19 protein-coding genes are annotated in these 25,089 nt (G+C 69.3%); 10 read left to right on the top strand and 9 right to left on the bottom strand.

Features of this window, described 5'->3' with window-relative positions:
- Window positions 1-121 precede the first annotated feature (121 nt).
- Window positions 122-1,300 (bottom strand): PDZ domain-containing protein, encoded by a 1,179-nt coding sequence (locus MJ603_RS12985; RefSeq protein ID WP_308220598.1) that lies wholly within the window; start codon window positions 1,298-1,300, stop codon window positions 122-124.
- Between the two features lie 175 nt (window positions 1,301-1,475).
- On the opposite strand from MJ603_RS12985, the gene MJ603_RS12980 reads away from it, so the two are divergent.
- On the top strand, window positions 1,476-2,876 hold the full coding sequence (locus MJ603_RS12980) for a zinc-dependent metalloprotease (RefSeq protein WP_243064143.1): 1,401 nt from the start codon (window positions 1,476-1,478) through the stop codon (window positions 2,874-2,876).
- Window positions 2,877-3,735: 859 nt separating this feature from the next.
- Here MJ603_RS12980 and MJ603_RS12975 read toward each other — a convergent pair.
- The 3 genes from MJ603_RS12975 to MJ603_RS12965 are packed head-to-tail and all read right to left on the bottom strand — an operon-like array spanning window position 3,736 to window position 6,655.
- On the bottom strand, window positions 3,736-5,538 hold the full coding sequence (locus tag MJ603_RS12975; RefSeq protein ID WP_243064142.1) for an ATP-dependent helicase: 1,803 nt from the start codon (window positions 5,536-5,538) through the stop codon (window positions 3,736-3,738).
- The gene (nudC, locus tag MJ603_RS12970) at window positions 5,535-6,503 is read right to left on the bottom strand and encodes an NAD(+) diphosphatase (RefSeq protein WP_243064141.1); all 969 of its coding nucleotides are present in this window, start codon (window positions 6,501-6,503) and stop codon (window positions 5,535-5,537) included. The genes MJ603_RS12975 and nudC overlap by 4 nt, the downstream gene beginning before the upstream one ends.
- A gap of 11 nt (window positions 6,504-6,514) precedes the next feature.
- Window positions 6,515-6,655: a hypothetical protein gene (locus MJ603_RS12965; protein ID WP_243064140.1), complete on the bottom strand. Its 141-nt coding sequence runs from the start codon at window positions 6,653-6,655 to the stop codon at window positions 6,515-6,517.
- 16 nt (window positions 6,656-6,671) lie between these two features.
- Here MJ603_RS12965 and MJ603_RS12960 point away from each other — a divergent pair, with 16 nt between their 5' ends.
- Window positions 6,672-7,754: a macrolide 2'-phosphotransferase gene (locus MJ603_RS12960; protein WP_243064139.1), complete on the top strand. Its 1,083-nt coding sequence runs from the start codon at window positions 6,672-6,674 to the stop codon at window positions 7,752-7,754.
- Window positions 7,755-7,857: 103 nt separating this feature from the next.
- Here MJ603_RS12960 and MJ603_RS12955 read toward each other — a convergent pair whose 3' ends face one another.
- Window positions 7,858-11,220 carry an ATP-dependent DNA helicase gene (locus MJ603_RS12955; protein WP_243064138.1) on the bottom strand — a complete coding sequence of 1,121 codons (3,363 nt, stop codon included), beginning with the start codon at window positions 11,218-11,220 and terminating at the stop codon, window positions 7,858-7,860.
- Between the two features lie 16 nt (window positions 11,221-11,236).
- Window positions 11,237-14,311 carry a UrvD/REP family ATP-dependent DNA helicase gene (locus MJ603_RS12950; RefSeq protein WP_243064137.1) on the bottom strand — a complete coding sequence of 1,025 codons (3,075 nt, stop codon included), beginning with the start codon at window positions 14,309-14,311 and terminating at the stop codon, window positions 11,237-11,239.
- 243 nt (window positions 14,312-14,554) lie between these two features.
- On the opposite strand from MJ603_RS12950, the gene MJ603_RS12945 reads away from it, so the two are divergent.
- The 3 genes from MJ603_RS12945 to MJ603_RS12935 all read left to right on the top strand — a co-directional run bounded on the left by MJ603_RS12945 (window position 14,555) and on the right by MJ603_RS12935 (window position 16,045).
- Complete coding sequence (locus MJ603_RS12945; RefSeq protein ID WP_243064136.1) at window positions 14,555-14,779, top strand: DUF3107 domain-containing protein; 225 nt, start codon at window positions 14,555-14,557, stop codon at window positions 14,777-14,779.
- A 63-nt stretch (window positions 14,780-14,842) separates the two neighbouring features.
- Window positions 14,843-15,154: a hypothetical protein gene (locus MJ603_RS12940; protein WP_243064135.1), complete on the top strand. Its 312-nt coding sequence runs from the start codon at window positions 14,843-14,845 to the stop codon at window positions 15,152-15,154.
- 18 nt (window positions 15,155-15,172) lie between these two features.
- Entirely contained in the window at window positions 15,173-16,045 is an 873-nt protein-coding gene (locus tag MJ603_RS12935) for a tyrosine-protein phosphatase (protein ID WP_243064134.1), read from the top strand.
- A 47-nt stretch (window positions 16,046-16,092) separates the two neighbouring features.
- On the opposite strand, the gene MJ603_RS12930 is transcribed toward MJ603_RS12935, so the two are convergent.
- Entirely contained in the window at window positions 16,093-16,809 is a 717-nt protein-coding gene (locus MJ603_RS12930) for a ferritin-like fold-containing protein (RefSeq protein ID WP_243064133.1), read from the bottom strand.
- Between the two features lie 152 nt (window positions 16,810-16,961).
- Here MJ603_RS12930 and MJ603_RS12925 point away from each other — a divergent pair, with 152 nt between their 5' ends.
- Window positions 16,962-18,410 (top strand): DEAD/DEAH box helicase, encoded by a 1,449-nt coding sequence (locus tag MJ603_RS12925; RefSeq protein ID WP_243064132.1) that lies wholly within the window; start codon window positions 16,962-16,964, stop codon window positions 18,408-18,410.
- Between the two features lie 85 nt (window positions 18,411-18,495).
- Here MJ603_RS12925 and MJ603_RS12920 read toward each other — a convergent pair whose 3' ends face one another.
- Complete coding sequence (locus MJ603_RS12920; RefSeq protein ID WP_243064131.1) at window positions 18,496-19,362, bottom strand: PHP domain-containing protein; 867 nt, start codon at window positions 19,360-19,362, stop codon at window positions 18,496-18,498.
- Between the two features lie 121 nt (window positions 19,363-19,483).
- Here MJ603_RS12920 and MJ603_RS12915 point away from each other — a divergent pair, with 121 nt between their 5' ends.
- Window positions 19,484-21,022 (top strand): aminopeptidase P family protein, encoded by a 1,539-nt coding sequence (locus tag MJ603_RS12915; protein WP_243064130.1) that lies wholly within the window; start codon window positions 19,484-19,486, stop codon window positions 21,020-21,022.
- Between the two features lie 32 nt (window positions 21,023-21,054).
- Here MJ603_RS12915 and MJ603_RS12910 read toward each other — a convergent pair whose 3' ends face one another.
- Window positions 21,055-21,747: a general stress protein gene (locus tag MJ603_RS12910; protein ID WP_243064129.1), complete on the bottom strand. Its 693-nt coding sequence runs from the start codon at window positions 21,745-21,747 to the stop codon at window positions 21,055-21,057.
- Window positions 21,748-22,078: 331 nt separating this feature from the next.
- Between MJ603_RS12910 and MJ603_RS12905 the strand changes: the two genes are divergently transcribed.
- Genes MJ603_RS12905 through MJ603_RS12895 form a run of 3 tightly spaced genes read left to right on the top strand, consistent with a single transcriptional unit; the run spans window position 22,079 to window position 25,080 of the window.
- On the top strand, window positions 22,079-23,401 hold the full coding sequence (locus tag MJ603_RS12905) for a magnesium transporter MgtE N-terminal domain-containing protein (protein ID WP_243064128.1): 1,323 nt from the start codon (window positions 22,079-22,081) through the stop codon (window positions 23,399-23,401).
- On the top strand, window positions 23,388-23,924 hold the full coding sequence (locus MJ603_RS12900) for a DUF1003 domain-containing protein (protein WP_243064127.1): 537 nt from the start codon (window positions 23,388-23,390) through the stop codon (window positions 23,922-23,924). Before MJ603_RS12905 ends, MJ603_RS12900 begins: the two co-directional genes overlap by 14 nt.
- The gene (locus MJ603_RS12895; protein WP_243064126.1) at window positions 23,917-25,080 is read left to right on the top strand and encodes an Mrp/NBP35 family ATP-binding protein; all 1,164 of its coding nucleotides are present in this window, start codon (window positions 23,917-23,919) and stop codon (window positions 25,078-25,080) included. Before MJ603_RS12900 ends, MJ603_RS12895 begins: the two co-directional genes overlap by 8 nt.
- Window positions 25,081-25,089 lie beyond the last annotated feature (9 nt).

Genomic DNA, 25,089 nt, shown 5'->3' with positions numbered 1-25,089 from the left:
TCCTAGGGCGAGCGTGCCCGGCGACAGTGGGAGAGCGCCTGGGAGAGACCTGGATGTCTGGTAAAAGCTCGCCGACGCCCTTCGACTACGCGCTGCGCGCTCCGCTCAGGGACTCGAGGCGTCAGGAGGTCGGGCAGGTGGCCAGGCCGGACGTGCTGGAGCCGGTGCGCACGGCATCCAGCACCTTGATCGAATCGCTCAGTGTCTTCACCGCGTAGACGTGAAGACCGTCGGGGATGTGCCCCGTCACCTCGTCGCAATTGGACGCTGGCGCGAGGAAGACAGTGGCGCCTGCGTCGCGCGCGCCGTACATCTTCTGCCTGATGCCTCCGATCGCGCCGACGTTGCCCTCGTTGTCGATCGTGCCGGTTCCCGCCACGTGCGCGCCCCCGTTCAGGGAGTCGGGAGTGAGCTTGTCCATGATCCCGAGCGCGAACATCTGCCCGGCGCTCGGACCGCCGACGTTGTCGAGTTGAATCGTCACCTCGAACGGAAAGTCGTATTTCATCGTGGCGCCGATGCCGATGACGACCGACCCCGACGCCTTCTCGGGCGTCACACTGAGCGACTTCTGCTTGCCATCGCGCAGCACGACGATCGTGGCCGGCGTGTCCGTGCCGTTCTTCTTCACCTGATCCCTCAGCGATTGGACGCCCTTGATCGCGACCCCGTTGACGGTGAGGATCTCATCGCCGACCTTGACGACGCCCTTCGCCGGCCCGTCGACGACCTGCTGTACGACGACGTGCTGCGGAAAGTCGTAACCGAGCTGGTTGAGGGCCGCTGCGACGGCATCCTTCTGCGAGTCCGTCATCGCCTGCGCGTTCTCGGCGTTCTGCTGAGTGACGTCTTCACCCGGCGGGTACGCGACACCCACCGGGATCACCTCGTGCGACGACGAGAACCAGGCCTGGATGACCTGCCCCCAGTTGGGAAGCTGCTGCGGCGTGCCGATCTCCGACACCGTGAGCAGATCGAGCGCCCCCTTCGTCGGGTACGTCTTGTGGCCGCTGACCACGATCAGCGGCTTCTTCTCGTCGGCGTTCGTCGGCGTCTGGCCGACCGGATGGTTGTAGCCGAGCGTGTTGAAGACGGGTCCTGGTGCCTCGATGACATAGGGCGCAGGCGACAGCGCCATGACCATGAGCAACACGAACGCGACGACGACGAGCACCGCGCCGATGCTGCCGCGCCGCGAAAGTCGAGGGGATTGCTCCGACTCGTCGACGGCGTCCGGATCGGGTCCCGCCGAGTCGCCCGACGCCGCCCGCGCGTGCGGATCATCGGAGAAAAGGGTCACGCTGCTCTCCTCGTGTTCGCGACAGGCGGACGATGGACCACGTCAGCATAGGGGAATTCCCACCCGCGGCCGATGTGCGCGGGGCTAGCGTTGATTGTGCGCCGCAGCGAGAAGCACGAGCGCTCCCCCATGCCGGTTTCCCCGATACCCGGGGATCGACGAGAAGAGGCATCGCGTGTCCGAAGACGACCGGAACGAACCAGACGACGAGTTCCGCGACATGCTGCGCCAGTTCCTGTCGGGGAACGGGTCGTTCGACCCCCAGCAGCTGGCGGGCGCGGCGGGGCTCCCCGGCGACGCCGCGAGCATCCAGGCGCTGATGAGCCAGTTGCAGAGCGCACTGCACTCCTCCGGTGACGGGATCAACTGGGATGTCGCGCTCGAGCAGGGCACCACGATCGCGTCGAAGGACGCCGTCGAGGCCACTCCCGCCGAGCGTGCTGAGCTCGAGCAGGCCTTCAACGTGGCTGCGCTCTGGCTCGACGAGGTGACCAGCATCTCCGAGCTGACGTCGACGCCGATCCTGCTCAGCCGCAGGCAGTGGGTGAAAGACACCATGCCGGTGTGGACGCAGCTCGCAGAGCCCGTTGCCACCAGCATCTCGGATGCCCTCACGCAGGTGATGCAGGAGCAGGCGCCCGAGGAGATGCAGGGCATGCTGCAGAACGCCGGCCACATCGTGCGAGCCGTCGGTGGCACCCTGTTCGCCATCCAGCTCGGGCAGGTCGTCGGGCAGCTCTCCGGCGAAGTCGTCTCCGGCGGCGACGTCGGCATCCCGCTGCTGAAAGACGGCACGGCGGCCTTGCTGCCACAGAACGTCGCGGCGTTCGGCGAGGGACTCGACATCCCCACGGACCAGATCGCGCTGTATCTCGCCGTTCGCGAGCTGGCGCACGCCAGGCTGTTCCGGCATGCGAAGTGGCTGCGTCTGCAGCTGATCACCTCGATCACCGAGTTCGCGCGCGGCGTCACGATCGACATCGACCGCATGCAGGAGCTCGCTGAGGGCTTCGACCCCTCGAACCCCGAGGAACTGAGACAGGCCATGGTCAGCGGTGCGCTCATTCCGCCGAAGACCGAGGCGCAGGCGGCGGCGCTCGGCAGGCTCGAGACGTTGCTCGCTCTCATCGAGGGCTGGGTCGACGTGGTGACAGCGAAGGCGACAGGCAGGCTGCCGAAGTCCGACGCTGTCGCCGAGACGGTTCGGCGCCGACGCGCAGCAGGCGGTCCTGCCGAGTCGGCCTTCGGAACGCTCGTCGGCCTCGAGTTGCGCCCGCGGCGTCTGCGCGAGGCGGCAGCGATGTGGAAGCAGGTGACGGATGCCGTCGGCGACGACGCGCGTGACGATCTGTGGTCGCACCCCGACCTGATGCCGACCTCGGAGGACGTGGACGACCCGAGCGCTCTCGTCGCGCGGCTGACGGCATCCGCCTCCGGAGTCGAGCCGGAGTACGACGAACTCGACGAGGCGATCGCCGCCTTGCTGCGCGGAGAGGCGATCGAGGGCGATGCCCCGCAGGAGCCGGGCGACGACACCCCGGACGTCGACGGCGACGACGGGCCCCGGCCCGTCTGACTCCAGCCCGCATCCGGGCTGCGAGGGCGCCCTTCGACTCGCTTCGCTCGCTCAGGGACCTGGGTCCTGTGGACAACGCCTGTGCGCTCGGCCGCGTCTCGGCATGATGGCGGCATGATCTTTCGCCTCGATCCGGCCGTCCCGTTGGTCTGGCGCGATCCGCAGACGCTGCAACTGGGTGTGGATCGCGTGGTGTGCGTCTTCCCCGAGGTGACCCCTGTGCTCGAGCGGATGCTCGCAGCCCTGCGCACCGGCGCCGCGCGTTCGCTGCTGGAGATGACGGCATCCACCGGCGGTTTCGGACGGGCAGCGGGTGCGGAGGTCGACGCGCTTCTGGCGTCGGTCGCGGGAGCGCTGCTGCCTCCGGCCCCGACCCCTGAGACGAAGCCGTCGACGATCGTGATCGACGGCGACGGTGCGACGTCGGAGCGGTTGCTGCGCCTGCTGCGCGAGGCGGGGCACCGGGTGGTCACGGCCGATCGCATCGATCAGGAACGCGACACCGTTGCCGCAGCGGTGATCGTCGGGTCTCATGTGATCCCGCCGTGGCGGCACGGTCCGTGGCTGCGCCGCGACATTCCGCACCTGCCCGTCGTGTTCGGTGACGCCGGTGCCGAGGTCGGACCGTTCGTGGAGGCCGACGGTCCGTGTCTGCGGTGTCTGTCGCTCGCCCGCACCGACGCCGACCCCGCGTGGCCGGCGATCGCGACGCAGCTCGATGCGCACGCACCGGCATCCGAGCCGCCCCTGCTCTCCGCTCAGGTCGCGTCGCTCGCTGCACGGTGGCTGGACGCCAGGGTGCGCTCGAATGACAGATCGCATGCTTCGACGAGCATGTGCATCGAACCGGACGGGCGTGTCAGCGCACTGCAGCACTCGCAGCACGGTCTGTGCGGATGCCGAGGTCTGCCAGAAAACGTGACGGCTCTCGTGGGCCGACCGCGCTCTCAGCCCAGCTCAGCGACAGCCGGCGCCTCGCACGCGTAACGCCGACGTAGAGCAGCCTGCGCTCCTCTTCGACGGCCTCCGGCGTGCGGGCATAGCCGATCGGGACGAGGCCGTCGCCGAGGCCCACGATGTGCACGTCGTCCCACTCCAGACCCTTTGCCGCGTGCAGTGTGCAGAGCGTCACCGCGGCGATGCGCGGCTCGTGCTGCGCCGCCTGCCTGGCCAGCAGGTCTTCGGTGAACTCGCGGAACGTGGTGCCGGCCGGAACGTCGTCGACCAGGCCCATGATCGCGTTCAACGCCTCCCACCTGTCGCGTACGCTCCCACGGGCCTGCGGCGCGTCGAGGGTCCAGCCGAGCGAACGCAGCACGTCGCTCACCGACTGGAACAGCGGTTCGTTCGCGACCGTCAACGACGCGGCACGCAGCGTCATCACGGCCTGCCGCACCTCGGGCAGTTCGAAGAATCGCGCGCCGCCGCGCACGTGATAGGCGACTCCGGCGTCCGTCAACGCCGCCTCGAGAGGCACAGCCTGCGCGTTCACGCGGTAGAGCACCGCGAGGTCTTGCGGCTTCGCGCCTTGCCGGATGCTCGCGGCAAGGCATGCGGCGACGGCCGCGGCCTCTGAGGTGTCGGTGTCGTAGCCGGTGATGGTGGGAGTCGGGTCGTCGGGTGTCGGGGAGGTGCGGGGCGGGGCGGGGCGACCGTTCGACGCGGCTGCGCCTCGCTCAGGGAGCTGGGGGAAATCAGGCCGGAGGGCGTGCAGCATCAGCGCTCCCGGTCTGCCCTGCATCAGGTGGTTCGCCGCGTCGACGATCGGAACGCTCGAGCGGTAGTTCTGTTCGAGACGTACGAGCGCGGCATCCGGATAGCGTCGCGGAAAGTCGAGCAGAAAATCGCTGGAGGCTCCCGCGAACGAGTAGATGGTCTGGCTCGCGTCGCCCACAACGCACAGGTCGGAACGGTCGCCGAGCCAGAGGTCGAGCAGGCGTTGCTGCAGCGGCGAGACATCCTGGTACTCGTCGACGATGAAGAAGCGGTACTGCTCACGCACGTGCATGGCCACCGACGGTTCGGTCTCGATCATGCCTGCGCAGGCCTGCAGCACGTCCTCGAAGTCCAGCTGCCGGCGGTCGTCCTTGAGTGTCTCGTATGCGCGTTGCAGGTCGACTGCCTGACCGGGGCTGAGCGAACCGGGGGTCGCACGTGGCTGGCCGCCGTCGGGGCCGGTTGCGAGCATCCGCTCGTAATCGTCGATGCTGAGCTCGCTCACCTTGCGCCACTCGATCTCGGCGGCGACGTCGCGCAGCGTCGCGGTGTCGACCTTCACGCGGATGCGCTCCGCCGCCTGGCCGAGCAGCTTCGCCTTGCCGCCCAGCACGCGGGGCAGCGACCCGCCGACCACGAACGGCCAGAAGTAGTTCAGCTGGCTGAGCGCCGACGCGTGGAACGTGCGGGCCGCGACGCCCACCGTGCCGAGCGCACGAAGCCTGGTACGAAGCTCCGAGGCGGATCGGGCGGTGAACGTGAGCGCCATCACCTTGTTCGGCGCGTAGACGCCGGTGGCGACGCCGTAGGCGATGCGGTGCGTGATCGCACGCGTCTTGCCCGTTCCGGCTCCAGCCAGCACGCACACCGGGCCGAGCAGTGCTTCGGCCGCCACTCGCTGGGCGGCGTCGAGGCCGTCCAGCAGGGCGTGGGCGGAATCGGTCACGCGGCATCCGATCGGGGCACGGGCGGTTCGTCCAGCGGCCCGCCGTACCAGTCCCGCACGATCGCGTGGGCGATCGACGAGCCTCCCGGCAGCAGGATGTCGTCGCGCTCGCGCCAGATCTCCTCCCGGCTGAACCAGCGCAGTGCCAAGATCTCCTCGCCGTCCGGTCGCAACTCGGTGCGACCCGGCACGGCTCGTGCCTCCATGCCGATCATGACGGATGCCGGGAAGGGCCACGGCTGCGAGCCGAGGTACACCGGATCGGCGACGATGACGCCCGACTCCTCCTCCACCTCGCGCAGCACGGCTGACTCGAACGACTCCCCCGCCTCGACGAACCCTGCCAGCAGCGACCAGCGGTTCGTCTCCCACAGGGCGTTCGAGCCGAGCAGGATGCGGTCTTCGTCGTCGAGCACGCGCATGATCACGGCGGGATCGGTGCGCGGGAACACCTCGTTGTTGTCCACGAAGCAGCGGCGCATCCAGCCGCCCAGCTCAACGACCGTCGGCGTGCCGCAGCGCGGGCAGTGCGTGTGCGATGCGTGCCAGTTCGCCACCGCGACGGACTCCGTCACCAGACCGGCGTCGCGGTCGCTGAGGCGCGTCGCGAGGTCGCGGAGCCCGCGCCACTTCGTCTCGTCGGGCTCCAGCTCTGCTGCCGCGGCATCCGTCAACACGGTGAGGATCACCGGCGTGCCTGCCGGCTCCTCTGCGGCCGCCTCGAGCGTGCGCCCGAGGTAGACACGCGTCAGTGCCGAGGTGACCTCGTCGGTGCGGAACAGCGTGAGGAGCGCTGCATCGAGCCCGGAGTCATCCGTGGTCAGCACGCGCCCCTGCCAGAGCGGGAGCACTCGCGTCGTCTCGTCGGACAGCAGCTCGTCGAAGAGCGCCTCTCGGCCACGGCTGACGCCGTCCCGATCGACGGTGGATCTCGACAGCGGAAGCGGTCCGAGTGGGCTCGGCATCGATGGACTCCTCACGAGACGTACAAGGCGGGTGCGCGAACCATGCTCGCGCTGATCAGCTCACGTCGCAGCGAGTCGAGGCGGCCCGACACGCCGTAAGCGCCCGGGCTCGCGGCGAACGCGTGGCGAACGACCTCGGTGGCGAAGGGCACGCCTACCCTTGACGTTATGGCCAGATCCCACCTCACTCTAGCCGCGCTGGCCACGTCGGCCGTGCCCGACCTGGACATCGCAGGCACCCGCAGTTTCAGCTACGACCTGCACGGCGATTTCGAGTCAGCGCTGCTCACCAGTCGTGACGGCACGGAGCTCATCATCCGCGTTCCGGCGTCGCAGGATGCCGAAACCGAGCAGAGCGCCGACCTCATCGCGTTGCGCGCCCTCACCTCCGGGGTACGGGCGAGACTTCCCTTCGACGTACCGGAATACGTGGGTCAGACCCCGGTCGGCGGCACGCGCGCCGTCGTGTTCACGTTCCTGCCCGGCGACAAGGTCGCGCTCGAGAATGTGCAGCCCGGCGATGGGCTGGCCGCCTCCATCGGACGCGCCATCGCGGCCGTGCACTCGCTGCCCACGTCGTTCGTGACGGATGCCGGCCTGCCGACATTGAGCGCCGCCGACTGTCTCGCCGCGACGAAGACCCTCATCGCCTCCGCGACAGGAACCGGCCTGGTGCCGGCGGCACTCGCGAAGCGCTGGAGGGAGGCCGTCAACGACGAGGACCTCTGGCGCTTCCAACCCACCGTGATCAACGGCGCACTGACGATCGACTCCTTCATCGTTCGCGAGGAGTCCGTCGTCGGACTGCTCGGGTGGTCAGCACTTCGCGTCGGCGATGCCGCCCGCGACCTGCACTGGGTGCTCGGCATGCGTGCGGATTCCGCGGAGACCGCGATCGAGGCGTACTCGCTCTCGCGCGGGGCGTCATCCGACCCGAACCTCCTGTTCCGCGCGACGCTCTATGCCGAACTCGAGCTCGCACGGTGGCTCATGCACGGACGTGAACTGCACGACCAACTGATCGTCGACGACGCCGTCTCGATGCTCGACGGACTGGTCGAACGGGTGCACGACGACGACGCGGATCCGCTCGCGCCGCGCACGGGCCCGATCATGGCGATCACCGACGTGGAGGCGCTGCTCGAGGCGACCCCTGTCGAGGGCGAGCCGGGCGACGCATCATTCGGGCTCCCGCCGGTGACCGAGGAACGGCCGCCGGCCGAGGACGACTTCGACCGCGACGACGACTGAGCTCTCCAGGTCACTGAGCGGAGCCCGCAGGGCGCCGTCGAAGTGCTGGTGCCCTTCGGCTCGCTCCTCCCCGCTCAGGGAACTGGGGCCCGGTCGGCCGAGTTCAGGCGGCGACGAAGCCGCTGCCGGAGCTGGCCGTGTTCGCCCTCCACAGCTCGAGCAAGCCGCCCTCGTCGACGAGCTCGGCCGGGCGGACGATCAGGTCGTCGGCGACGTAGTAGAACGCGGCATCCACCAGATCGGGGTCGATCCCCTTCCAGCGCGCGAACGCCACCCGGTACAGCGCGAGTTGCAGCTGCTTGCTGGCGAGGTCGTCGGCGTCCTTCGGCGGCCGACCCGTCTTCCAGTCGACGATCTCGTAGCGACCGTCTCGTTCATAGACGGCGTCGATCTTGCAGATCACCAGTCGTCCATCGAACGGCAGGTGGATCTCCCGCTCGACCTCCACGGGTCTGCGATCCGCCCACGGCGAGTGCTCGAAGGTGCGCTGGAGTGCGGAGAGCCGCTCACCCTCGAGCCGTTCGGCCGTGCCGGGTGAGTCTGCTGCGCTTGTCGGATCGTTCGCGCCGGATACGTCTGCTGCGCCTGCTTGGTCGCCGGCCTCCTCGACTCCTGCGTACTCGAAGCCTCCGAAGAGGCCGAGCTCGTCGTCCGACTCCCCCGCGAACGCGTCGATCACCTCGGTTCTGCCTGCGATTCCCGAGCGTCGCTCCACCCAGGCGTGGAAAAGGGTGCCGAGGCGGGTCGCTCGATACGGTCGTTCCGGCATCGGCCTGCGGAGCTCCTCCGCCACCTCGCCCGGCCGTGAGACGTAGTCCTTGAAACGCGAGGCCGGGATGCGCGTCGGCAACTCGACAGTGGCGTATGCCGCCAGCATCCGCTCGCGTTCGGCGAGCAGCACCTCGAGATCGCGGGCCCATCGTCCCGATCGGCCTGGCTCCGCCTCGCGAACCAGCTCGGCGGCACGCTCCACCGCCGCCCGTCGTCCGCCTAGTGGATCCGGCGGCCACGTGATCGTCTCCGAGTTCTCGCCGAGCGGGTTCTCCTCGTGGGCGGATGCCTCGGGCAGCACCGCGACGATACCGGCCTCGGCCAACTCGGCGAGATATCTGCTCGGACGACGCGGGCGGGTCTGGGTGGCCCAGAACGATCCGGTCAGCAGCAGACTGTGCCGTGCGCGCGTCACTGCCACGTAGGCGAGCCGGCGTTCCTCGCGCTCGTAGTGCGCGCCGACATCCTGCTTGAACGTCTCGCGTGCGTCCCTGGCTTCCTTGCGCGTCGTCGCGCCTCGCCAGTCGAACGTCGGGAGCTCGTCGGCGTCTCCGCGGAACTCCCACGGCAGTCGCCCGAACCCCAGCCACGCGTTCATGCCCTCGACCGGGGTCGACGGCAACTCCGCCTCGACCACGCGCGGCACCACCACGTGGTCCCACTCGAGCCCTTTCGATCCGTGCACGGTCAGGACCTGCACGGTGCCCGGCTCCGGCTTCTCGCTTCGAGGGGCGAGCGTGTCGCGTCGCTCGGCCTCGCGCAGCCACCCGAGGAAGCCGGGCAGTCCCGCCGTCTCGCTCACGGACAGGTAATCGGCGAGTGCGTCGAAGAAGGCGTCGAGCGCTCCGTGTCCTCCGGTGCGGGACTCGTTCGCCGCGAGCTCGATGTCGAGCCCGAGTTCGTGCTCGACGAGCGTGACGAAGTCGAGCAGGCCGAGGCCGCTGCGTGCGCGCAGGCGGCCGAACAGGCGGCCGGCCTCGCGCATCCTGCTCAGTCCGGTCTGCGAGATGCCCTCGAGCATGCGGTGGCCGTCCGGCGCGTGCACGATGGCGTCGAGCGCATCGACGATGGATGCCTGCTCGCTGTCGATCACGCTCGCCCGCAGAGCGGAGCGCACCTCGGCATCGAGCCTCTGCTGCCGGTAATCGTGCTCGGCCAGCCATCTGGCCGCCTGCCGCAAGCCACGCAGGTCGCGAACACCGATGCGCCACCTCGAACCCGCGAGCATCCTGACCAGTTCGGAGCCGGCGGTCGGATCGTCCACGACGCGCAGGGCGCACACCAGGTCGGCGATCTCTGGCTCCGCGAGCAGCCCGCCGACGCCGAGCACGTGGTACGGCACGCCGTGCTCACGCAGGGCAGCGGTGAACGCCGCCTGCGTCGAGCGGGACCGGAACAGCATGGCCGCGCTGGAGGGGACGGATCGGCCACGATCGTCGGTCACCGGCTCGCCGTCAGCATCGATCACGCGTTCCACGAGTCGCTCCCGCAGCCAGCGTGCCGCGGCATCCGCCTCGTCGGCGAGCGTCTCGGCGAAGACGGCGTCGACGTCGCGGCTGCTCGCGGTCGGCGACGGCGTCAGTTCGGCGACCGCGACGCGTGAACGGGCGGTGAGGGGCTCGACCAGCAGATTGGCGGCATCCAGAATGCGCGTGCCGTTGCGCCAGCTGGTCGTCAGCGAGAACTTCTGGACGTCGCTCGCACCGAACGCCGGCGCGAAGTGCTCGAGGTTCGACGCGCTCGCACCTCGCCAGCCGTAGATCGACTGGTGCGGATCGCCGACGGCCATCACGGCCTGCCCCGCGAAGAGGGCGGCGAGCAGCCTGGTCTGCACGACCGACGTGTCCTGGTACTCGTCGAGCAGCACGACGCGATGCCGGGCACGGATGCCGTCCACCACCTCACGGGAACGCCCGACGATCTCGAGGGCGAGCGCGACCTGGTCCGAATACTCCACGAGCCCGCGATGCACTTTGGCGTCGTCGAACTCACGGGCGAGATCGAGCAGCAGCGGAAGGTGCCCGACCATGCGCGCAGGCTCGACGACCTCCTTCTCGTATGCGCCTCTTCCGCCGTTCGGGAGTTCCTCGAGCCGCGCGAATTCCGTCGCAGTCGCCGCCACGCCCTGCGCGTCCGCCGTGTTCTCGCCGAGCGCGTGGGCAAGTTCGAGCACGGCCCGTGTGACGGAGTCGACCGACTGGTCCAGGCCGTGAAGGCGATCGTCGTCGCTGCCGATCACCACGCTTCTGGCGAGCTGCCACGCCGAGGCCTCGCCGAGCACGACGCCGTCGCTCTCGCGGCCGAGCAACAGCGCGTTGTCGCGGTACAACGTGTTGGCGAAGGCATTGTAGGTGGACACCTGCGGCGGATCGAACGCGTCGGGCTCCTCGATCAGGCCCGCGTCGGCGAGCCGCGCGACGCGGTCCCGGATGCGCTCCCGGAGCTCTCCGGCCGCCTTGCGCGTGAACGTGAGCCCGAGCACCTGGCCGGGCTCGACCATGCGGTTGGCGAGCAGCCAGAGCACCCTGAACGCCATGGTCTCCGTCTTGCCGCTGCCCGCCCCCGCCACAACGAGCGCCGGCTCGAGGGGCGACTCGATCACGGCACGCTGCTGCGCGGTCGGCCGGTGGCTGCCGAGGGCGTCGGCGATGGCATCCGCGCTGACCACGTGGAGGGCGACGGATGTCGCACGCATGCTCCCCTCGTCTCGTTCAATCACTGGTCACCGCTTTCACCCGGTGCAGGCGTCGCACTGCCGCAACGGGTCCTCGGTCGACGACCTCTGCGCGTCCTTCGAATTCGGCGACGGCGATCGCCGTCGCGGCCTGCCGGATGCGCTCCCTGAACTCCTCGAGACCTTCGTCGTCGAGCACCGCCTGCTCACCCTCCCGATAGGACTTGCCACGCACCCCATCGCGCACGAACAGCAGCTTGGCGCCTGCCGCCCTGTGCGGTGAGAACGGCTCGCACAGCTCGTCGAGCTGCCCCGAGGCGTATGCCAGCTGATAGACGCCGAGCTGCGGCATCGCGGCGAGTTTCGCGGCGTTGGTCTGCGGCGTCCCGGTCTTGAGGTCGACGATCGTCACCCCGCCGGATGGGTCGGCTTCGATGCGGTCGATCATGCCGTGCACCTGAGCGCGACCGACGTCGAGCGCGAACCTCTGCTCGGCCGCCACCACGCGTACGCCTGCCCGATCGGCGTCTGCGAGGTATTCGGAGACGCCCGTCACGAGGCGCCGAACCGCTCGCTTCTCGCGAGCCGCGATCCAGGGCGCCTCGAACACGAGTTCGTTCCAGCGCGACTCGACGGCGGCGAACAGCGCGTCGACCGCCGGATCGTCCGCGGTCTCCATCGCCCAGTGCACGATGGTGCCGACCCCCATCGCGGTGCTCGTGCTCGAACCGGCGATCTCGTCGAGGAACCAGTCCAGCGGCGACTCCTCGATGGCCTCGATGCGCGACGGTGACACCGGGACGGTCTCGTCGTCGTCATACAGTGCTGCGGTGCTCGACGGCGCGACGAGTCCGTGCCAGCGCGACGGGTCTGCCCCAGGAACCCCGGCCGCGGCGAGCTCGGCGAGGCCGGATGCCGCTGCAAGGCGGCCGGCCTCCGTCGCCACGTCGCTCGTCAGCTCGCGCCTCAGCAGTCCCGTGAGTCCGCGCAGCGTCATCGGTGGCGCGGTGGCGCTGACGCTCGGGGTTCCGCGCGGCGCGAGGCCGAACAGCACGCTCGGCTGCTCGTCGTCGTCGGAGACAGCCGCCAGCACGACCTGTCGACTTGCCCGGGAAACGGCGACCGCGAACATCCGCAGCTCGTCCGCCAGCACCTGTTTTCGGGCATCGAGCACCACCGGCTGCTCGCCGAGGGCTGCCAGCACGAGTGCGTCCGTGTTCAGCAGCGTGCCACGCACGCGCAGGTCTGGCCAGACGCCCTCCTGCAAGCCGGCGACGACGATCACGTCGAACTCCCTGCCGACGACGCCGGACGGCGTGGCGACGAGCACGGACTCCGTCGTGCCGGTGGGCGACAGCGTGTCCTCTGGCACGTCTGCATCGAGCATCCTGGCGAGGAACACCGACGGCGGCGAATCCGGCTCGCGCTCTCCGAACCGCTTCGCCGCCGTGAACAGAGCAACGACTCCGTCGAGATTGCGATTCGCCTCGGATGCCGCCATGCCGGTTCCCGACGCCGCTTGCCGCCAGCGCGGACCCACCCCGGACTTCTCCCACACGATCCACAGAAGCTCTTCGATTCCCGCGCCCGCTGCGGATGCCGTGCGCACCGCGTCGAGGATGCGCGCGAGTCGGTCGGCGTCGCGGGCGATGCGGTGGTCGATCGTCGCGAGCCTGCCAGGTGCGTCCATCACCTCGACGAGCAGCGCGTCAGCGGCGCGGTTGCCGCCGGAGGCGACCTCTTCGGTGCGCAGCGCGACGCGCAGCCTGCGGATGGCGAGCCGGTCCAGTCCCCCGAACGGACCGAGCAGAAGAGTCGTGACGGCGTCGACGTCGAGACTCGCCCTGCCGACCGCGAGGTCGATCAGCTCGAGGAGGGCCCGCGCCGCCGGATCGTCGCGCAGAGCCGTGCCGGCAGACGTGCTGCGGGTGGGCACCTCTCCGGCGGAAAGGGCCCGCGCGACGCCGTCGATCAGCGCCCCCGAGCGCACCACGACGGCCAGCCGCGACCACGGGACGCCGTCGATCAGGTGCCGTTCGCGCAACAGCCCGGCGATCGCCGACCACTCTCTGGCGGGCGTCGCCGCCTCGATCGTGATCAGCGGCGGCAGTCCCCGATCGTCTTCCGACGCCGGCAGCGCACTGCGGTGTCCGACGATGCCCGCAGTTCCGATCCGTTCGGTGAGCGAACGGGTGAGGTCTCGGAGCGCTCCAGGCTGACGGTGGGCGACGCGCAGGAAGTGCACCGGCATCCTCCGTCCGAAACGAGCGACCACATCGGCCGAGCCACCGCGGAACACGCTCGTCGAGGCGTCGGGATCGCCGAACGCCACCACGGCAACGCCGCGGGACTCGAGTGCGCCCAGCAGCGCGAGGCCGAGCTCGGTCGCCTCCTGCAGATCGTCGACGACGACCAGCCGCAGCCGGTCGACGGCATCACTCACGTCGCCCCGTTCGATCGCGGCAACGGCGTAGCGCACGAGCTCCGCCGCGTCCAGCTGATCGGGCCTGGCGCTCGTGATCGCGCCCAGGTAGTCGTCGATGAAGTCGGCGGAAGCCACCCATTCCGGATGCCCGTTGCCCACGCCGAGCTCCCGCATGCGCTGCGGCGTGATCTCGTGCTCCGTCGCCCGCATCATGAGTTCGCGCAGTTCGGTGCGGAACGACCGCAACCCGCGAACCGACTCGTTCAGCGGCTCCGGCCAGTCGGGGCCAGAGCCGTCTTCGACGTGACCGGCGAGCAGTGCGGCGACGTCGGCATCCTGTTCGGCGCCAGTCAGCAGGGTAGGCGGCTCACCGCCCGCTTCGATGGCCGCCTGAGCGACGACGTCGAAAGCAAGCGATGACACCGTGCGGGCGAGCGGGCCGTTGACGGCCTCCCCCACCCGAAGGCCGAGCCGGTCGCGCAGCCGGGTCGCGCTCGCACGGTCGAACGCGAGCGCCAACACGGACTCCGCCGGAAGCTCGAGCCGGTGAACGCGATCGGCCACCAGCTCGACGAGGGTCGTCGTCTTGCCCGTTCCGGGCGCTCCGACGACGAGTGCCGACGCCGCCGCATCGAGCGCCAGAACGGCACGTTGCGATGCGTCGAGTTCGGGCTCCTGCTGCGTCACGGTGTTCACGATAGGGGCGGCAGCCGACATTGCCGAGGCGACCCTCTGGCGTCTCGGCACCCGGCGCCGCAGCGTCAACACGAGGGTCCAGAGCACCGCGAACTGCGCGCATTTCTGCCGTCAGTGAACTGCCCGGATCGATGCGAGCCCCTGCCGTAGTGTGACTGACGGATGCCCGGGTACCGCACGTTGCGGATCGGCGCAGGCAGGGCATCCCTCGCACGACACAACGGAAGGCCCTTCGTGGAAATTCGCATCGGAATCGTCAACGCACCCCGTGAGCTCACCTTCGAGTCCGGCCAGTCGGCCGCTGAGATCGAGGCCGCAGTGACCGCCGCGCTCGGCGGGGGAGAGAGCACCCTTCAACTGCGCGACGACCACGGCAGCCTCTACATCGTCCCGACGGCCGGCATCGCGTACATCCAGATCGGCAGCGAGGAATCGCGCCGAGTCGGCTTCGTCGCGTAACCTGGCCCGGCGGACCTTCACGGCCCGCCACGGCAGATTACGCGGACTACGAAGGCACGGCCAATGGAGCTTCTGTTCATCACGCTCGCCGGCGCGATCATCGGTCTGATCGCCCGATATACGCTGCCGTACCGGCACGCTCACGGAAGTGTGCTGGTTCCTGCAGTCGGCGCCGCCCTCGCGGCCGCGCTCTGGGTCGGCCTCACCTGGGCGGGCATGAAGTGGAACGGCGGGTGGATCTGGTGGATCACCATCGTCGGCACCGCGATCCTCACGGTCGGCGTCGACCTCCTTCTCGGGGCGCTGCGCACCAGGGCCGATACGTCGAGGCTGCATCGCCTCACGCGCACGGGCATCCCGTCGACCGGCGCCTGAGAACGACAGGGCTCTGAGTTGTCTGAAGCTGAGACGTCCGAAGCACCCGACGACGACGCTCCGGATGGAGCGGATGCCGTCCCCGGCACTCTCCTGCCCGCCGACGCCGTGCCGAACCTCCGGGACATCGGCGGCTATCGCACCACGGACGGCAAGCGCGTGCGCCTCGGGCTCGTCTACCGCTCGACCGCGCTCGACAGGGCGACCGAGTCGGACCTGACCCGGTTGCAGGATCGCGGCGTACGAACGGTGTTCGATCTGCGCACCGCCGCGGAGCGAGCGGCGAGCCCGGATCGGCTGCCGATCGGGGCATCCGAGGTGGACCTCGACGTGATGGCCGACGCTCCTGGCGCGACGCCTGCGCGAATCGGCGAGCTGTCGTCCCAGCCGCAGAAGGCCAGCAAACTGCTCGCCCGCGCCGACGTCGGAGCCGTGTTCGGCACCGCATACCGCGGGCTGGTCTCCTTGCCCAGCGCCAAGGCCTCCTACCGTGACCTCTTTCTTCGGCTGGCCGATGGGGACTCACTTCCCGCGCTGTACCACTGCACGACGGGAAAGGACCGCACGGGTTGGGCGACAGCGGCTCTGCTGCTCCTGCTCGGGGTGCCCGAGCAGACGGTGGCCGAGGACTACCTGCTCAGCAACGACTACCTGATGGCCGGGCTGAAGCCGGTGCTCGACGGGTTCGCGGCGAAGGGCGGGGACCCCGAGGCGCTGCGACCGATACTCGGCGTGAAAGAGGAGTACCTCCGGGCCGCTCTGGACGAGATGCACGAGCACTACGGATCGATCGAGCGCTACTTCTCCGAGGGACTCAGCCTGGATGCCGATGTGCAGCAGCAGCTGCGCACCACGTTCCTCGAGTCCGCACCCGCCCCGCCGGTCGAGTAGCGCGCGGCGGGGCCGCCCGCGTATCGAGACCCCCTCCGCATCGCCCGTCAGGCGGTGAGGCCGAGCGCGTCCATCCGCCGGGTATGGGCTCCGATGATCTCGGTGAAGACCGGGTCGATGCGCTCCTCATCCGAGCGCTGATTGCCCGACAACTTGAGTGCAGAGCGAGCGACGAGCAGCGTGTCGCCGACCAGCCTGCGGCCCCACATGGCCAGGCGAGAGCCGAGCGTGACATCCTCGGCGATCTCCTTGGCCAGGATGCCCGCCAGCTGCTCGGTGCCGGTCTGCGAACCGAGCATGCTCGCGGCGCGCGGACCGACATCCCCCGGCAGTCCTTGGGCCAGGCGCATGAAGAAGTCGCCGAGCAGTCCGTCAGTGACGTAGATGCCGAGCAGGGTCTCCTGCCAGTCGCGCCCGATCGTGATCGCCTGGAATCCGTCGATCGCACGGGCGAAGGGCGCCATCACCTCGGCCGGCTCCGCGTCGTGCCTGCGGATCTCTGCCAGAACTGCCTGGTGGCGGCTCAGTGCCGCGCCGGCGGCGAGCGCCACCGACTCCTTGCTGGCAAGCGACGGCACCTGCTGCACGACACGCGACAGCGTCTCGAACGCCTGCAGTTGCAGGTAGGCGACCTGACCGAGGTAGGGAAGGAGGTCGGGCGCGATGTCGTGCAGATCGACACGCACCGTGGATGCCTGTTCACGCCGCGGCTTGAGCTTCGGCGCGTCGACGGGCGTCGACTTGCGGGTGAACCAGGATGCCACGTGCGCAAGCTTACATACGGGCGGCCCGGTAGACTGGCCTGGCCGTCGGCGCAGGATCGACGGCCCTGCGCCCCGGAAGACGTGATGACCGTGCGGGCGCGGCCACTCGGATCCGACCGATCCGCATCACTCTCTTCGACAGGCAGACCAACGTGACGTTCTCCGAATTGAACATCGACGCCGACATGGTGCAGGCACTCGCCTCCCACGGCATCACAGAACCGTTCCCCATCCAGCAGCAGACCATCCCACTCGCCCTCAGCGGCCAGGACATCATCGGTCAGGCGAAGACGGGCACCGGCAAGACCTTCGGCTTCGGCCTTCCTCTGATCCAGCGTCTCGGCGAGACGCCCGCACCGGGCGTGCAGGCCCTCGTGGTCGCACCGACGCGCGAACTCGCCATCCAGGTGGCAGAGGACCTCGAGCTGGCCACCTCCGGCCGTCCGACGACCGTGGCGTCGATCTACGGCGGCAAGTCGTACGACGGGCAGATCGAGCAGATCAAGGCAGGCGCCCAGATCATCGTCGGCACGCCCGGCCGACTGCTCGACCTCGCGGGCCAGCACATTCTCGACCTGTCGCACGTGCGCGAGATGGTGCTCGACGAGGCGGACCGCATGCTCGACCTCGGCTTCCTGCCCGACGTCGAGAAGCTGTTCTCGCTGACGTCGGCCACCCGGCACACCATGCTCTTCTCCGCCACCATGCCGGCGCCGATCGTTGCCCTCGCTCGCCGGTTCATGACGCGTCCGATCCACATCCGCGCGTCCGAGCCCGACGAAGGCCTCACGCAGGCCAACATCAACCACGTCGTCTATCGGGCTCACGCGCTCGACAAAGACGAAGTGATCGCGCGCATCCTCCAGGCGGAGGGTCGCGGCAAGACCGTGATCTTCACCCGCACGAAGCGGGCTGCCGCCAAGCTGGTTGAGGAGCTCAGCGACCGCGGCTTCAACGCCGCCGCCGTGCACGGCGACCTCAGCCAGGAGCAGCGCGAGAGGGCGATGACCTCGTTCCGCGCAGGCAAGCGAGACGTGCTGATCGCCACGGATGTCGCGGCCCGCGGCATCGACGTCATCGACGTCACTCACGTGATCAACCACACCATCCCCGAGGACGAGAAGGCGTACCTGCACCGCGTCGGGCGCACCGGACGCGCCGGCCGGCAGGGCACGGCCGTCACGTTCGTGGACTGGGACGACCTGCACAAGTGGGCGCTCATCAACCGCGCGCTGGACTTCGGCCAGCCGGAGCCGACCGAGACGTACTCGTCGTCGCCGCACCTCTACAGCGACCTGAACATCCCGACGGATGCCAAGGGCCGGCTCAAGCCGACCCCGCCGATGAAGCAGGAGCGTCAGGCATCCGAGCCGGGCTCCAGTTCTCGCCGGGGCGGATCGGCGGACAGCCGCAACCGCCGTCGCACGCGAGGGGCGTCGGATTCCGCTCCCCAGACTTCGGCGCCGGATGCCGCAGCACCGGCCGAGAAGGCGGCTGCCGGTACTCACGACGGCCAGGGACACCAGCACCACGACGGCAACAGCGCTCCGCGTCGCCGCCGTCGCCGTCGTCCCTCCGGCGGAGCTCCCGCAGCCCAGTAGCGCTCCAGCCGAGCGTGCTGCGCTCACCCCCCTGAGCGAGCGCCGCACCCCAGTCCCCTGGGTCATCCCGCTTCGCGGCAGAGGCTCAGCCGGTGCGCGCCAGGTAGGCGGACTCGTCGAGGATGCGCTCCAGCGACTCCGGCGGCGTCGTGTTCTCGCCGAGCCGGTTGGGTTTGCCTGCCCCGTGGTAGTCGCTCGAGCCTGTGAGGATCAGCCCGAAGTGCTCGGCGAGCTGCCTCAATGCAGCCTTGCCGTCTTCGGTGTTCTCGCGGTGGTCGAGCTCGAGGCCCGCGAGGCCGGAGTCGACGAGGCGCTGCAGGTAGACATCCTGGATGATGCCGTCGCGTCCGCGCGTCGCGGGATGGGCGAGCACCGGAACGCCTCCCGCCCCCCTGATCAGCCGTACACCGTCGAGCGGCGTGGGGGCGTAGATCGGCTCGTAATAGCCGCCCCTTGGATGCAGCAGCGTCTCGAAGGCGGCCGATCGATCCGGCACGACGCCGCGCGACACCAGGGCGTCGGCGATGTGCGGCCGTCCAACCGTCGCGCCAGGCGCGGTGTGCGCAAGCACGTCGTCCCATGACAGGTCGTAGTCCAGTCCAAGCCTCGCCACCATCGTCTCGGCCCTGCTGCGGCGCGCGTCCCTGATGCGCAGGGTCTCCGCCGCCAATGGCTCGTCGGCCGGGTCGAAAAGGTAGGCGAGCATGTGCACGCTCTTCCAGCCGTAGCGGGTCGACAGCTCCATGCCGGGGACGAACGTGAGGCCGACCTCGGATGCCGTCGCAGCGGCATCCTCCCACCCTCCTGTGGAGTCGTGATCGGTCAGTGCTACCGTGCCGAGTCCTGCACCGGCGGCCGCGCGCACGAGTTCGGCGGGCGACTCCGTGCCATCCGACACGCTCGAGTGCGTGTGCAGATCGATCGGGGCCCGGAATGCGCGGGGATCGGCCATCACCCCATCGTATTGCCGCCCGCCGACCGCCCGGCGCCCACTGCCCATGCCCGTTGCCCGTAGCGTCCGTCGCTGTCGGACCCCGGCACGATGCTCAGGCGAACGGCGAGAGAATGGAGACATGGCCGACATCGACTCCCCCGAGACCGCACAGACCGCAACCCGTCCCGCCGTGACGGAGACGCCGACGCCGCGTGCGACTCAGAACCGCTCGACGACCCCCGCGTCGTCGTCGTTCGCCGAGTACATCGGCTCTGGCTGGGCCGAGCGCACCGAGGTCGTTCCCCCTGCTCGGGATGCCGCAGCGCCGGCCGCCGCGAACCGCGCCGCGATCTCGGCGAAGCATCCTGGCAAGCGCCTGGTCGTGCCCGCCGGGCGTCTCAAGCAGCGCGCGAACGACACCGACTATCCGTTCCGCGCGCACTCCGCCTTCACTCATCTCACGGGCTGGGGATCGGATTCCGAGCCCGGCAGCGTGCTCGTGCTCGAGCCGACGGACGCCGGCCACGAGGCGACTCTCTACTTCCGCGAGCGCGCAGGACGCGATTCGGACGAGTTCTACGCGAACCCGGAGATCGGCGAATTCTGGATCGGCCCGCGCCCATCGCTCGCCCAGGTCGCAGGCGACCTTGCCCTGCCGACGCATGCGATCGCCGAGCTCGATGCCGTGCTGGATGCCGTCGACGAGTCCACCCTGATCGTGCGCGAGTCGGATGTCGATCTCACCTCCCGCGTCGACGCGCTCCGGCTGATCCAGCTGCACGATCAGGCAGCCGATGCCGCCGTCGAAGACGAGGATGCCGTGCTCGCCCGCGACCTCTCCGAGCTGCGTCTGACGAAGAACGGCTGGGAGCTCGACGAGCTCCGCACAGCGATCGCTGCGACCGCCGAGGGCTTCGACGACATCGTCCGCGAGCTGCCAGGCATCAGTACTCACGAACGCGGCGAACGCGTGATCGAGGGCGTCTTCAACGCCCGCGCTCGACTGGACGGCAACGCTGTCGGCTACGACACGATCGCCGCCTCCGGACCGCACGCGTGCATCCTGCACTGGACCCGCAACAACGGCCCCGTCGTCCCCGGCGATCTCGTACTCATCGACGCGGGCGTCGAGGTCGACAGCCTGTACACCGCTGACATCACACGCACGCTGCCGGTGAGCGGAACCTTCACCGAGACGCAGCGCCTGGTCTATGAGACCGTGCGCGAGGCCGCGGATGCCGCCTTCGCGATTGTGCGACCCGGCATCCGCTTCCGCGAGGTGCACGCGACGGCGATGGAGGTCATCGCGCGGCGCACCGCGGAGTGGGGGATGCTGCCGGTGACGGCCGAAGAGGCGCTGCAGGCCGACCAGCAGCAGCACCGCCGGTACATGGTGCACGGCACCAGCCATCACCTCGGCCTCGACGTTCACGACTGCGCCCAGGCACGCCGGGAGTTCTATATCGATGGCGTGATCGAGGCGGGCATGACGTTCACGATCGAGCCCGGCCTGTACTTCCAGCCGGACGACCTCACGGTGCCGAAGGAATTCCGCGGTATCGGGGTGCGCATCGAGGACGACATCGTGGTGACCGCGACCGGTGCGGAGAACCTGTCGATCGCCATCCCGCGCACCGCGGACGACGTCGAGGCCTGGATCGCTCGCCTGCGCGCCTGACCCGTGCGCCTCGGAGCAGCCTTCGGGCCCGCCTACTCCTTGCGGTCGTCGCCACCCGATGGCGGCGGGTTCTCCCCGTAGCGGGGCGCGTTCTCGCCGTACCGGGGAGGATTCTCGCCGTACTGCGGCCGCTTTGCCGAGGTGCCGTCTGTCGACGCAGGCGGTGCAGCCGGCGCAGCAGGCGGATCCGACGGATGCCCTGCCCGCTGCCCGGTGTCGGGCGCGACATCCTGAACCCCGCCGATGCCGGTGAGCAGGTTGCGTGCGCGGTTGGCCAACTCGGGGTCGACGATGATGGAGTAGCTCGTCGCGAGCACCTGGGTCAGGGATGTGTAATCGCGTCTGCGCCTCGTGATCGCGAAAGAGACGAGTCCGAACAGCATGCCGAAGCCTGCGCCCAGCAGTACGGCGGCGATCACGATGCCCAGACCGGTCGCCGGCGAGAAGATCTCGATCAGCAGACCGAAGAAGATCCCGAGCCAGACACCGGATGCCGCGCCCGCCGCAGCGACCCTCCCCCACGTCAGCTTGCCCGTCACGCGTTCGACGGTTTTCAGGTCGCTGCCGACGATCGAGATCTGGGCGGCAGGGAAGTCGGCCTTGACGAGCACGTCGACGGCGCCCTGAGCTTCTGGATAGGTCTCGAAGGCAGCCACCACCTCGCCTCGGGGAATGCTGGGAAAAACCTGCCGCTGTCGCCCGCCGAGCGGACCTTGGCTGCTCATTCGGCCATTGTCCCATGCGCGGTGGAGCTTGGGTCGATCGCCCGGTGGGCCGTCGACGCGACCCCAGCGGGAACGGAGCAGACCCTGGGCGCTCAATCGCCCGTATCGCGGCTCCGCCGCCCGCGGACTCAATCGCCCGTCGCTCACGGACTCAATCGCCCGTATCGCGGCTTCGCCGCTCAGAGGCTCAATCGGGTCGGCGGCGGGAGCAAGCTCCCACCGCTCTCCCCTCAATCGCCTCTATCGCGGCTCGGCCGCTCACGGACTCAATCGAATCGGCGATACGAGCAAGCTCCCATCGCCGATCCTCAATCGCCCGTAAGGTTTAGGTGTGAGTGCAGTGCGCGTGTTCGTGGCCCGGCTGGCCGGGTGCACCGTCTTCGACCCCGCGGGCGATCGCCTGGGCAAGGTGCGCGACGTGCTCGTGGTCTACCGCAAAAGCGACCCGCCTCGTGTTGTCGGTCTGGTGGTGGAGATTCCCGGCAAGCGCCGCGTGTTCGTCTCGATCGGCCGCGTGACCAGCATCGGTGCCGGCCAGATCATCACGACAGGGCTCATCAACGTTCGGCGTTTCGAGCAGCGCGGCGGTGAGGTGCGAGTGATCGCGGAAATCCTCGGCCGCACCGTCGACTTCCGCGACGGCTCGGGCCCCGCGACGATCGAGGATGTCGCGATCGAGCAGTACGGTCCAGGCGACTGGTCCATCTCGCAGTTGTTCGTACGGCGGCCGAAGACCAGTCCGTCGCCGTTCGCCAAGGGTGCCACCGTCTTCGCCACCTGGAATCAGGTGCGCGAGCGCACAGCGAAGGGCGAGGCGCAGTCCGCCGAGCAGCTGATCGCGACGTATTCGGACCTGAAGCCGGCCGATTTGGCGAACACCCTGCTCGATCTGCCCGAGCAGCGCAGGCTCGAGGTCGCCGGCGAACTGCCCGACGAGCGTCTCGCCGACGTGCTCGAAGAGATGCCGGAGAGCGACCAGGTGGACATCCTCGCCGTCCTCGACGATGACCGCGCCGCCGACGTGCTCGATCAGATGCAGCCGGATGACGCGGCTGACCTGATCGCCCAGCTTCCCGAAGACAGGGGCGAGCATCTGCTCGAGCTCATGCAGCCCGAAGAAGCGGAAGACGTGCGCATGCTGCTCAGCTACGCGCCGGACACCGCGGGCGGCCTCATGACGACCGAGCCGATCATCCTCTCAGCCGACGCGACGGTGGCCGAGGGACTCGCGCTGATCCGCAGGCAGGAGCTCGCACCGGCACTCGGCGCCGCGGTCTGCATCACGCTGCCGCCCTACGAACCGCCCACCGGCAGGTTCCTCGGGATGGTCCACTTTCAGCGGATGCTCCGCTACCCGCCGCACGAGCGGCTCGGCACCATCATCGACCAGGGACTCGAACCGGTCACGGCGAACACGTCGGCGGCCGAGGTCTCGCGCATCCTGGCCAGCTACAACCTGGTGTCGCTGCCCGTCGTGGATGAAAACCATCGGCTCGTCGGGGTGGTGACCATTGACGACATCCTCGACTTCTTGTTGCCCGACGACTGGCGAAGTCACGACGAAGACGACGACGTGTTCGACGACACGCAGGAGCAGGGCACGAACGCCCAGCAGACCGGAACGGGAAAGAGGGTGAGAAATGGCACGAGCTGACAAGGCCGTCACACGGCTGGATGCCCCGAAGGGCCTGAGGACCCCCGTGCTGCGCCTCGGCGGAAGCGGACGTGACAGGTTCGGCCGGTTCTCCGAGGCGTTCGCGCGGGCGATGGGCACCTCCGGATTCCTGATCGGCATGACCGGCTTCGTGGTGGTCTGGCTGATCTGGAACGTCAGCGCGCCCAGGGCGTGGCAATTCGACCCCTCGATCACCAATTTCACGCTGCTGACTCTGATTCTGTCGTTGCAGGCCTCCTACGCCGCGCCCCTCATCCTGCTTGCGCAGAACCGTCAGGATGACCGTGACCGGGTGCAGATCGAACAGGACAGGCAGCGCGCGGAGCGCAACCTGGCCGACACGGAGTACCTGGCCCGCGAGGTGGTGGCCCTTCGACTCGCAGTGAAGGACATGGCCTCGAAGGACTTCATCAGGGCCGAATTGCGCGCCCTGCTGGACGAGCTGGAACGCGACAGAGATCAGCCGAGGCGCTCGGAAAGCGACGAGCCCGCTCGTGGCTGACGCGACCAGCGCGGCCACCGATGCGGTGCGCGCGGCCCTGGCTCGGGTGACCGATCCGGAGATCAGGCGCCCGATCACCGAGCTCGACATGGTGGGCGATGTGTCGGTCGACGGCGAGGGGCGGGCATCCGTCTCGATCAAGCTGACGATCGTGGGATGCCCGGCGGCGGACACCATCGAACGCGATGTGCGCGAGGCGGTCGCCTCCGCCTCGGGCGTGACGTCTCTCGACCTCGACATCACCGTGATGACGCCCCAGGAGCGCGCGGCGCTCACGGAGCGCCTGCGCGGCAGCCGCGGGCGCGTGAACCCGTTCACTCCGGACTCCCTCACCCGGGTCTACGCCGTGACGAGCGGCAAGGGCGGTGTCGGCAAGTCGACGATCACCGCCAACCTCGCCGTGGCGCTCGCACAGAGCGGACTGCGAGTGGGGCTCATCGACGCCGACGTGTACGGGTTCTCGATCCCGGGCATCCTGGGGCTCGTGCACGACGGTGTGACGCAGCAGCCGACCAGGGTCGACGAGATGATCCTGCCTCCTGTCGCGTACGGCGTGAAGACGATCTCGATCGGCATGTTTCTCGATCCGGCTCGCGGCCAGGGCGCGTCGACCGCAGTGGCGTGGCGCGGTCCGATGCTGCATCGCACGATCTCGCAGTTCCTCACCGATGTGTACTTCGGCGACCTCGACGTGCTTCTGCTCGACCTCCCGCCGGGCACGGGCGACGTCGCCATCTCGGTGGGACAACTGCTGCCCGGCGCCGACGTGATCGTCGTGACCACCCCGCAGCCCGCCGCTGCGGACGTCGCGGTGCGCAGCGGAGTCGTCGCACGTCAGACCGGCCAGCGGGTGTTCGGCGTCATCGAGAACATGGCGGGGCTGCCAGGGCCGGACGGCACGGTGCTCGACCTGTTCGGATCAGGTGGCGGTGCCGACGCGGCCGAGCGGCTGTCCGTGGGCCAGGATGCCGCGGTGCCGCTGCTGGCATCCGTGCCTCTCAGTGTCGATCTTCGCGCGGGGGGCGACGACGGCGTGCCGATCGTGGTCTCACGCCCGGACGACCCCGCGGCGGCGGTCATCCGCACCGTTGCAGAGCGCTTGTCTACCCGGCCGCGAGGGCTCGCCGGTCGCTCGCTCAACCCGTCCCCCGTCTGACTGCCGCTC

The sequence above is a fragment of the Humibacter sp. RRB41 genome (genome assembly GCF_022761015.1).
GTDB lineage: Bacteria > Actinomycetota > Actinomycetes > Actinomycetales > Microbacteriaceae > Humibacter.
This window is presented reverse-complemented; position numbering and strand designations above follow the sequence as displayed.

Coding starts and splice junctions, on each gene's coding strand:
- nudC (WP_243064141.1), bottom strand. CDS start 6,503: ATGCCGAGCCCACTCGGACCGCTTCCGCTGTCGAGATCCACCGTCGAT.
- MJ603_RS12960 (WP_243064139.1), top strand. CDS start 6,672: ATGGCCAGATCCCACCTCACTCTAGCCGCGCTGGCCACGTCGGCCGTG.
- MJ603_RS12955 (WP_243064138.1), bottom strand. CDS start 11,220: ATGCGTGCGACATCCGTCGCCCTCCACGTGGTCAGCGCGGATGCCATC.
- MJ603_RS12940 (WP_243064135.1), top strand. CDS start 14,843: ATGGAGCTTCTGTTCATCACGCTCGCCGGCGCGATCATCGGTCTGATC.
- MJ603_RS12920 (WP_243064131.1), bottom strand. CDS start 19,362: ATGGCCGATCCCCGCGCATTCCGGGCCCCGATCGATCTGCACACGCAC.
- MJ603_RS12915 (WP_243064130.1), top strand. CDS start 19,484: ATGGCCGACATCGACTCCCCCGAGACCGCACAGACCGCAACCCGTCCC.
- MJ603_RS12910 (WP_243064129.1), bottom strand. CDS start 21,747: ATGAGCAGCCAAGGTCCGCTCGGCGGGCGACAGCGGCAGGTTTTTCCC.
- MJ603_RS12900 (WP_243064127.1), top strand. CDS start 23,388: ATGGCACGAGCTGACAAGGCCGTCACACGGCTGGATGCCCCGAAGGGC.